The following is a 10,028-nucleotide window of genomic DNA, read 5'->3' as shown; positions in this document are numbered from 1 at the left end:
GCGGTGGATGGCTTTGGCGGCGGGAATTTCGAGACCGCCGGTGCTTTCCATGACGACGAGGGCGACGTTGTGTTTTTTAAGGTATTCGATAGTATGGGCGATACCTTTGGGGTTGTTGGTTTCGGTTTTGGTTTTGGTTTTAGACAAAGACGAAACGGCGATGACGAAGTTTCGTTTGGCGATGTCGATGCCTGCACAGTTGTATTGGGTACTCATCATAAACCTGCCTTGCATTCGGTTGTGTTGTCTGGCAACTGTCCGGTTGTGTCGATGGGTTGCCCGGCCGCTCCCTGAGCTACGCAACGGTTGTTTGCCTTGGTCGGATGCGGGTGGCGGCGGGCGGTTTGTTGCTATGATACGGGTGTTTCGATATACAAGGTCGGATTCTTGTATCCGACAGCCCCGTTTAGCCGAAATGTCGGATTCAAGAATCCGACCTACGCTACTCTGATAATGTCCTGACAGGCCGTCTGAAAAATGATAAATCAGGTATTCACAACCACCCTACCCTTTTCAGACGACCTCTTTCCCTTTAAGCCAAGAAGAATCCGTTATCCGGCAGCTTGCCGCCCAAAAGTTTCGGGTTGAACTGCATCAGGATTTCGTAAAACTTCAAAATCTCGTTCTTCACTTCACTGCCTTTGGTTACCGTCAGCCGCGCGCCGTCCAAGCCCATGACTAGGGCGGGTTCGGGGGCGGGAAGGTAGTTTTTGCCGATTTTCGCGGCGCTTTGACGGTTGGCGAGTATCCAGTTGAGCGCGTTTTTCAAATCCTGATGGAAGATGTCAAACTGCACCTTGTGCGCGTGGAAATATTCTTCATTGGCGATGATGCCCGCCATCGGAATCAGCGGTTTGGTGTCAAACGCCTGCCCCCATGCCTTCACCAAATCAAAGCCGCGCACGACGTTTACGCCCATGGTTTTGCCTTTGAGCATACTTGCGCTTGCCATCGGCTCGGGTAGGATGGCGGCGTGGTAATCCTTGTCCTTGCTCAAGAACAGCCCCACTGCTTCGGGCGGCGTGGCGGTGTAAGTAATGCCAACTTTGTGTGCGTCGATTTTCAGTTTTTTCAACAAGGCTTGCAGCACGATGTCGGGCATGTCGTTTTTAAACGGCACGAGGATTTTTTTGCCGGCCAAATCTTGCGGCGAGGCAATCGCGCTGCCTTTGCAGACCAACTGCGTGATGCCGTTGGTCAAAATATTCACCATGCCGACTTTCTGCCCTTGGTTGCGCAGGTTTACGCCGACATTGCTCGGACTCATCATCACTTTAAATTGCCCGCTCGCCACGCCTGCGCGAAGCTGGTCGGGCGATCGCCAAACCTTGAGCGACACATCCGCCTGCTTCGCCAGCTTGCCCTGCAACGCCGCTACGGCAATGGTGACGCTGGGCATCGCCGGTGCGCCGTAAATGGTAAATTGCTCTTTTCCCGCCGCCAACAGCGAAGGCGAAACCCCTGCCGCTGCCAGCGCGGCGGTCATTTTTAAGAAATCACGTCTTTTCAGTTCCATTTTCCAATCTCCATATCGAATCCGTCTGAAATATGGCGGATTAACTTTAAACCAGTACGGCGTTGCCTCGCCTTGTCCTGATTTAAATTTAATCCACTATACAAATGCACTTTCGCCCATTTGCCTAATACGGATAAATTTTGATAATAATTTCTATTTATTATGCTATTAAAGGATTTCGAAGTAAAGGAAGGCTATCCGGTGTCGCCGCGTTATTGCTTTAAACCGCCTGAAGCAAATCTTCATGCGCTTGATTTCATATCAATCATGTTTTAATGAATGGGTCGTCTGAAAACCCTGTTTCGCCCCAATACGGACTGATTTGTGTTTCAGACGACCTTTTTGACATTCCCGCCCCCGCCCGCTATGCTGACGGCTGCCATCACTCATTCTACTTTCCATGAAAACGATTCCCCCGCGCCGCGCTGTTTACGCAGGCAGTTTCGACCCGCCGACGCTCGGTCATCTTTGGATGATAAAAGAAGCACAGGCGCTTTTTGACGAGCTCGTCGTCGCCATCGGCATCAATCCTGAAAAACGCAACACCTACACCATAGACGAACGCCGCGCCATGCTCGAAGCGATTACGGGCGACTTTCCCAACGTCCGCATCTGCGTATTTGAAAACCGCTTCCTTGTCCGCTACGCGCGCGAAATCGGCGCGGGATTTATCGTTCGCGGCATCCGTTCTGCCGCTGACTACGAATACGAACGCTCCATGCGCTATATCAACAGCGACCTTGCACCCGAAATTTCGACGGTCTTCCTGATGCCGCCGCGCGAAATCGCCGAGGTATCTTCCACCATGGTCAAAGGCTTGGTCGGCCCCGACGGCTGGCGCGACATGATACGCCGCTACCTGCCCGAGGCCGTGTACGACAAAATCGTGCGGGATCATGATAAAACGGCGAATGACGGCGTATCGCGATAAGGTTCGGAAAACGGGAGAACCTGTTGCCCCGCCTTATCCTAATCTTATAGTGGATTAAATTTAAATCAGGACAAGGCGACGAAGCCGCAGACAGTACAGATAGTACGGAACCGATTCACTTGGTGCTTCAGCACCTTAGAGAATCGTTCTCTTTGAGCTAAGGCGAGGCAACGCCGTAATGATTTAAAGTTAATCCACTATATCTATCCGCTACTCTGCCGCCTTGTTACGACTATCGTGCCGGTTCACGACAAGGGGTCGTCTGAAAAACAAAAGCCCTGCCAAACGGCAGGGCTTTTGTTGATGATGCGGCAAATCCGCCATCAGATTTGTTTTTTCAGAATTTTGCGCAAAGTCGCCAATTGGCGGCGGCTGACGGGAAGGGGTTTGGGTACGTCCAAAACCTTCGCGCCCCAAATGGCATTGCTCTCGTCTTCCTCTTCATCCAAGCGGATAAGGCAGTCTAAGGTGTGTCGGAACACGATGGCGTTGCGGTGGATGCGGATTACTTTGTCTCCGAGCAGCTCTTCCCAAGAAACCAGCGTTTTGGGCAATTCGTATCGCTGTCCGTCGCCGGTAATCAGGAATACGGTTTTATGTTCCGCCAATAAGTAACGTGCCTGCTGCCATGGGATTTCAATCATCAGATCACGGCTGAAGACGGTGAAATGGGTGAAATCGTCGGCTTTTTCGCGGTATTTTTTGCCGACGCGGTCAAGCGCCGCTTGCAGACGGGTCATTCTGATGGGCTTGAGCAGGTAGTCGGCGGCAGCCAATTCGAAGGCACGCAGGGCGTGTTCTTCATAGGCGGTGGTGAAAATAATTTCGGGCTGGCGTTTGGCACCGCGCTTGATGCGCTCGACAAACTCCAAACCGTTGATTTCAGGCAGGCCGATATCGGCGAATACGATATCTGCTTCATGTATGCTCAACCAATCCAATGCCGGCTGGGCATGGTGGAATACATTAAGCAAGACGACATTGCATTCTTCAAGTAAGACCCGTAAACGCTCTGCTGCCAGCACTTCGTCTTCAACAATAATGGCACTTAACATAATCTTTTTTTCTTTGTTATTTTAAATACGAATGTGAATTTTAAATCAATACACAACGTTCCCGCGTGTTTTCGGTATGTTGAAACATTTTTCTCATACGGTTGCCTCTTTCTGCCGTTTTGGCAGACAGGCCAAACATTCATCTGAAATGAAAGTGGTCTTGAGGTGTTTAGGAATATACCTTAATTCTGTTAACTTTATCCAAAAAACAAGCGATTACTTACAAAAATTAAAAAATTTAAGTAATACCTCAAGTAATTTGTTGCAAATTTACAAATTTACTCCGTGACTATGTCATTAACCGGTATCGCCCGTATCTCCCAATGTAAAACCGCCCACGCCAACAATTCTTCGGGTCGGTCAACCTCGGGCGCGTCGGGAAGATTGAGATAACGCATCACTTGCCGCAAAAGCGCTTCGCGCCGGTTCAAATCCAAAGCGGGAGCAAGCGTTTGTTTGGACCATTTCTGCCCCTGCGAATTCACCAGCAAAGGCAGGTGCGCGTAATGCGGCATGTTTGCGCCGAGACATTGCTGCAAATAAATCTGACGCGGCGTAGACACCAGCAAATCCTGACCGCGCACGATATGCGTGATTCCTTGTTCGGCATCGTCCGCGACTACGGCAAGTTGATACGCCCAAAAACCGTCCGCACGCAACAGGACAAAATCGCCGATATCGTGTGCCAGATTTTGGGCGTAATAGCCGACAATCCCATCCTGAAAACCGATTATCCTGTCGGGAACGGCAATCCGCCAAGCAGGCATTTTCCCATTCGCTTCAGGCCTTTGCGCCAGAACGCGGCAACGCCCGTTATACACAAATCCGTCCGCCCCCGCCATTGCCGCCGCCTGCCAGTCTTTACGGCTGCAATAACAAGGATATACCAGCCCTTCGCTTTTCAGACGACCCAATGCCTCTTGATACAGCCCGTTCCGTCGGCTTTGGTAGGCGACTTCGCCATCCCATTCAAAGCCGAACGCTTCCAATGTGTGCAAAATATGCGCGGCAGCGCCCGCCATTTCCCTGGGCGGATCCAAGTCTTCCATACGCACCAGCCACTTGCCGCCGTTGGCGCGCGCATCGGCATAAGAAGCCAAAGCAGTCAGCAGCGAGCCTATGTGTAGCAAACCGGTAGGGCTGGGGGCGAAGCGTCCTATATACATGCAAACTCCGTATGGAACTCAAAATGGGCGATATGTCGGCAAAGCCTGAACTGCCAACTGCGGCGCAGCATCAGGCTTTCATACCGCGTATTTTATCGTAGGGCTTTTGTGAAGGCTCAAATGTTTTTAACTCCGCTCATCCTAACCTTGCTGCTTTTCACAAACCATCAAGACGTTTTATAGTGGATTAACTTTAAATCAGGACAAGGCGACGAAGCCGCAGACAGTACAGATAGTACGGAACCGATTCACTTGGTGCTTCAGCACCTTAGAGAATCGTTCTCTTTGAGCTAAGGCGAGGCAACGCCGTACCGGTTTAAAGTTAATCCACTATAAACAAAAAGGTCGTCTGAAAATGCCTCTTCCGCTTTTTCAGACGACCCCTTCCCTATTCCGCTTACGCTTCCTGCGCGTCCACATCCACCGACCATCGGATTTTGCCGTCGCGGTTTTGCTGCAACACCTGCACCCACAAACTCACGGCGCGGTGCAAATCCTGTCGGGATGTTGATTCGAGGAAGATTTGTGCGCGTTCGCGTTCGGCTAGGCGCACCATCAGCATGGGGGCGGCGCCGAACTGTGAGACGCTTTCGGGTAAAAGCGGGGCGAGGGTTTCTTTGGCGGCGTTGAGAAACTCCATCGCATCGGCAACGCGCGGCGCATCGGCGCGGACGGCGGTCTGAAAACCGAAGGGCGGCATGGCGAACATTTGCCGCTCGTTCAATTCGTTTTCGGCAAACACGGCGTAGTCCTGCGCTTTGACGGCGGCGAAGACGGGATGTTCGGGCAGTTGGGTCTGTATCAACACCTTGCCGGGTTTGTCGGCGCGCCCCGCCCTGCCGGACACTTGCATCAGCTCGGCGAACAGCTTTTCCGGCGCGCGAAAGTCCGCGCTGTACAGGCTGCCGTCGACATTCAACACGATAACGAGGTTGAGCCGCGCGAAATCATGGCCTTTGGCGAGCATCTGCGTGCCGACCAGAATGTCGATTTCGTTGTCGGCGATGCGGCGGTACAAATCCGCCCAGTCGTTTTTGTGCGCCGTGCTGTCCCTATCGACGCGGACAACGGTTGCTTTCGGCAGGAAGGCGCGCAGGGTTTCTTCGACGCGCTGCGTGCCGTGGCCGACGGCGGTCAGGTCTTGGTTGCCGCAGTCGGGGCATTTGAACGGGATGGGTTCGCGGTGGTCGCAATGGTGGCAGCGCAGTTGGCGGGCGCGTTGGTGCAGCACCATTTTGGCGGAGCAGTTCGGGCAGCCGAAGGTATGGCCGCAGTCGCCGCAAAACAGCGCGGGCGCAAAACCGCGCCGGTTGAGGTACACCAGCGACATGCCGCCCGCTTCAAAGTTCTGTTTCAAAAGCTGCAAAGCTTGCGGCGAGAAACCGTTATCGAGTTTCAGACGACCTACGTTGAGAATGTCCACTTGCGGCAGTTGCGCGGCGGCATGGGCGCGTTCGGTCAGTTGCAGCAGGCGGTACGCGCCGCTTTGCGCCTTGTGCCAACTCTCCAAACTGGGCGTGGCACTGCCCAACACGACGGGACAGCCGCCCTGCTTCGCCCGCCACACTGCCAAATCGCGGGCGTGGTAGCGCAATTCGTTGTCCTGTTTGAACGAGCCGTCGTGTTCCTCATCGACCACAATCAGCCCGACATCAGGCAAAGGCGTGAACACCGCCAGCCGCGTGCCGATGACCAACTTCGCCAGCCCCAACATCGCGCGCAAATAATCCTGCGTGCGCCTGCCTGCCGCCATCTGGCTGTGCAACACGGCAGTCGGTACGTCGGCAAAACGGTTTTCCACCCGTTTCAAAAGCTGCGGCGTGAGGTTGATTTCCGGCAACAGAAACAACACCTGCCGCCCCTGCGCCAACACTTTCGCCATCGCATCGAAATACACTTCAGTCTTGCCGCTGCCGGTGATGCCGTACAGCAGAAACGGTTGAAAACTGCCGAAGGTCGTCTGAATTTCATCGGAAGCTCGTTGCTGGTCGGCGTTGAGCTGAAATTCAGACGACCTCAATACAGGCTTTGCCGCTTCCGTCGTTTCAATCCAGCCCTGCTCCGCCCAATCCTCAATTAATTTCGCCGCCTGCGCGTTCACCTGCTTCAACGCCGCCATCGTCATCCCGCCCGACAGCAACGCGTCCCACAAAGCCGCTTTTTTGTTGAACCGCGCCGGCGGCGGCGTTTGCGCCCTGCCCGCTTCGTTCAGCGCGTAAAACAACGGCGGCTGTGGCATTTCCACCGCGCGCGTTTCCTTCAAACCCTGCGGCAGCGCGGCAAACACCGCCTGCCCCGTCGGATAGTGGTAATAACGCGACGTAAACGAGAGCAAATCACGCCAACTCTCAGGCAGCGGCGGCTCGTCCGAAAAGGCCGTCTGAACACCCAAAATCCGCGCCGCATCCATATCGGGAGCAATATCCGTTTCCCACACAATCCCGACCACGGTCTTGTTGCGGAAAGGCACAAGCACCCGCGTTCCCTGTGGCAGCGGCTCGGAATGGGAATAAGTCAAAAAGCCGTCTGAAAGCGGCACGTTTACGGCGATGCGGTGGTAGATCATACAGGCAGGCAAATCATTTTTTTGCGTATTTTAACAGCCGAAAGCTATTTTCAGACGATAAATTGAGCCTCAATACAATGCAGGCATGACAGAGGTTTGATACAATGCGGTTTTCTTGACACACGCCTATACTTAAAAATGAAAACCAAATTAATCAAAATCTTAGCCCCCATCGCTCTGATCTCACTGACCGCGTGCGGGCAAACGCCCGTTTCACAGGCAAATGCAGCACCCTCTTCAGCCGCCAAGCACGCCGCCCCCGTACAAGGCAAAGTCGGCGAAGCCTTGAAAGCCCGCCTCGAAAAAATTTACGAATCCCAAGGACTGAAAGTCATCAGCGTCAGCGAGACCCCCATTCAAGGCATTTATGAAGTCGTCGTCAGCGGCAAACAAATCATTTACACCGATGCCAAAGGCGACTATATGTTCGTCGGCGACCTCATCGACGTCAACACGCGCAAAAGCCTGACCGACGAACGCGCCGCCGATTTGAACAAAATCGACTTCGCCTCCCTGCCTTTGGACAAAGCGATTAAAGAAGTACGCGGCAACGGCAAGCTGAAAGTCGCCGTCTTCTCCGACCCCGACTGCCCATACTGCAAACGCTTGGAACACGAGTTTGAAAAAATGACCGACATCACGATCTACAACTTCATGATGCCGATTCCGAGCCTGCACCCCGATGCCGCGCGTAAAGCCGAAATTTTGTGGTGCCAGCCCAACCCGACTCAAGCCTGGACCGACTGGATGCGCAAAGGCCAATTCCCGAGCGGCAAAGCCAATTGCGACAATCCCGTTGCCGAAACCACTTCTTTGGGCGAACAATTCGGCTTCAACGGCACACCTACCCTCGTCTTCCCGAACGGCCGCAGCCAAAGCGGATACAGCCCCATGCCGCACCTCAAAAAAATCATCGAAGACAATCAGAAATAAGATTGGCTTCAAGATACGGCAAAGGTCGTCTGAAAACCGATATACAAGGTTTTCAGACGACCTTTTTCATACCGCCGAAGCAGGCAGGCAAACTGTGTTAAAATCCCAAGCTCTTGAATAAACGGACCAAATATCCCGTCTGCAAATCTGTCCATCCGATGCGAACCGATTTTCTGAGTACATCCCAAGCAAGTCAGCGCAGCCGCTTGATACGTTTCACCCTATCCGGCGGCAGATTTCAGACGACCTTTAAGACAGCATTATGAAAAAACACCTATACCGCATCACACTCCTCACCATCGCCGCAGCCGTCCTCTCCGCCTGCCCGAGCAAACGCATCAAGAACCTTCCCGAAGTCGACACCACCACCGTCAAAGGCCCGGACCGCCCGACCGGCACGCCCGACCCCGCCGGCACCACCGTCAGCGGCGGCGGCGCGACCTACACCGTCGTGTCCCACCAAGAACTGCCGCACTGGAACACCCAACACTTCACCAAAAGCCTCCAATCCTTCCGCTTAGGCTGCGAGAAACTGAAAAACCGCACAGGCTGGCAAGATGTCTGCGCCCAAGCCATGCAGACGCCCCTCCACCATTTCCAAGCCAAACATTTCTTCGAACGCTATTTCACCCCTTGGCAGGTCAGCAACAACGGCAACCCCGCCGGCACCATCACCGGCTACTACGAACCCGTCCTGCTCGGCGATGACAAAGCCACAAGCAAAGCCCGTTTCCCCATCTACGGCATCCCTAACGACTTCGTTTCCGTTCCCCTGTCCGCCAATTTGAGAGGCAGCAAAGCCACCGTCCGCATCCGCCAAACCGGTGCCAACAGCGGCGTCATCGACAACAGCGGCACACACACCGCCGACCTGTCCCAATTCCCCATTACCGCCCGCAGCACCGCCCTCAAAGGCAGATTTGAAGGCAGCCGCTTCGTTCCTTATTACACCCGCAACCAAATCAACGGCGGCGCGCTCAACGGCAAAGCCCCCATCCTCGGTTACGCAGAAGACCCCGTCGAACTCTTCTTCATGCACATCCAAGGTTCGGGTCGTCTGAAAACCCCGTCCGGCAAATACATCCGCGTCGGATTCGCCGACAAAAACGAACACCCCTACGTCTCCATCGGACGCTACATGGCAGACAAAGGCTACCTTCCCCTCGCACAAACCAGCATGCAGGGCATCAAAGCCTACATGAAGCAAAACCCTGGCCGCCTCGCCGAAGTCTTGGGACAAAACCCCAGCTACGTCTTCTTCCGCGAACTGACCGGCAGCAGCGAAGCCGGCCCAGTCGGCGCATTGGGCACACCGCTCTTGGGTGAATACGCAGGCGCCATCGACCGCCACTACATCACCTTAGGCGCGCCGCTGTTTGTCGCCACCGCCCATCCGACCACCAAAAAAGCCCTCAACCGCCTCATCATGGCGCAAGACACAGGCAGCGCCATCAAAGGCGCCGTCCGCGTGGACTACTTCTGGGGCTACGGCGACGAAGCAGGCGAAGTTGCCGGCAAAATGAAAACCACAGGCTACGTCTGGCAACTCCTGCCCAACGGCATGAAACCCAGCTACCAGACCTTAAAATCAGCTAAAAAGTCAAAAGGTCGTCTGAAAACCAGTTTTCAGACGACCTTTTCCATATCCAAACCATCCATGCCCGCTCTTATAGTGGATTAAATTTAAATCAGGACAAGGCGACGAAGCCGCAGGCAGTACAGATAGTACGGAACCGATTCACTTGGTGCTTCAGCACCTTAGAGAATCGTTCTCTTTGAGCTAAGGCGAGGCAACGCCGTACTGGTTTAAAGTTAATCCACTATAATTGTATTGTTAACCCATTTTAGTAAGTGTAGGCTT

8 protein-coding genes and 1 pseudogene are annotated in these 10,028 nt (G+C 53.9%); 3 read left to right on the top strand and 6 right to left on the bottom strand.

The features are described from left to right. The 3 genes and pseudogenes from HMPREF1028_RS14255 to HMPREF1028_RS15670 all read right to left on the bottom strand — a co-directional run. Positions 1-216, bottom strand: a pseudogene (locus HMPREF1028_RS14255) (IS110 family transposase); the annotation flags it as partial. A 316-nt stretch (positions 217-532) separates the two neighbouring features. Beyond that, positions 533-1,516: an ABC transporter substrate-binding protein gene (locus tag HMPREF1028_RS00145; RefSeq protein WP_009310820.1), complete on the bottom strand. Its 984-nt coding sequence runs from the start codon at positions 1,514-1,516 to the stop codon at positions 533-535. A gap of 261 nt (positions 1,517-1,777) precedes the next feature. Beyond that, positions 1,778-1,906 carry a hypothetical protein gene (locus tag HMPREF1028_RS15670; protein ID WP_283119080.1) on the bottom strand — a complete coding sequence of 43 codons (129 nt, stop codon included), beginning with the start codon at positions 1,904-1,906 and terminating at the stop codon, positions 1,778-1,780. A gap of 10 nt (positions 1,907-1,916) precedes the next feature. On the opposite strand from HMPREF1028_RS15670, the gene coaD reads away from it, so the two are divergent. Next, positions 1,917-2,447 (top strand): pantetheine-phosphate adenylyltransferase, encoded by a 531-nt coding sequence (gene coaD, locus HMPREF1028_RS00140; RefSeq protein ID WP_009310819.1) that lies wholly within the window; start codon positions 1,917-1,919, stop codon positions 2,445-2,447. 323 nt (positions 2,448-2,770) lie between these two features. Here the strand turns inward: coaD and HMPREF1028_RS00135 are convergent, their stop codons facing one another. The 3 genes from HMPREF1028_RS00135 to HMPREF1028_RS00125 form a co-directional block, all read right to left on the bottom strand. Continuing rightward, positions 2,771-3,502 carry a LytTR family DNA-binding domain-containing protein gene (locus HMPREF1028_RS00135; RefSeq protein WP_009310818.1) on the bottom strand — a complete coding sequence of 244 codons (732 nt, stop codon included), beginning with the start codon at positions 3,500-3,502 and terminating at the stop codon, positions 2,771-2,773. Positions 3,503-3,780: 278 nt separating this feature from the next. Next, complete coding sequence (gluQRS, locus tag HMPREF1028_RS00130) at positions 3,781-4,668, bottom strand: tRNA glutamyl-Q(34) synthetase GluQRS (protein WP_009310817.1); 888 nt, start codon at positions 4,666-4,668, stop codon at positions 3,781-3,783. A gap of 397 nt (positions 4,669-5,065) precedes the next feature. After that, the gene (locus HMPREF1028_RS00125; RefSeq protein ID WP_009310816.1) at positions 5,066-7,234 is read right to left on the bottom strand and encodes a primosomal protein N'; all 2,169 of its coding nucleotides are present in this window, start codon (positions 7,232-7,234) and stop codon (positions 5,066-5,068) included. Positions 7,235-7,372: 138 nt separating this feature from the next. Between HMPREF1028_RS00125 and HMPREF1028_RS00120 the strand changes: the two genes are divergently transcribed. Next, positions 7,373-8,167: a DsbC family protein gene (locus tag HMPREF1028_RS00120; RefSeq protein WP_009310815.1), complete on the top strand. Its 795-nt coding sequence runs from the start codon at positions 7,373-7,375 to the stop codon at positions 8,165-8,167. 262 nt (positions 8,168-8,429) lie between these two features. Beyond that, entirely contained in the window at positions 8,430-9,848 is a 1,419-nt protein-coding gene (locus HMPREF1028_RS00115; protein ID WP_009310814.1) for a murein transglycosylase A, read from the top strand. Positions 9,849-10,028: the final 180 nt, after the last annotated feature.

The sequence above is a fragment of the Neisseria sp. GT4A_CT1 genome, from assembly GCF_000227275.1.
Lineage (GTDB): Bacteria > Pseudomonadota > Gammaproteobacteria > Burkholderiales > Neisseriaceae > Neisseria.
Note: the sequence above shows the minus strand (reverse complement) of the source record. Positions and strands in the feature narration are given on the sequence as shown.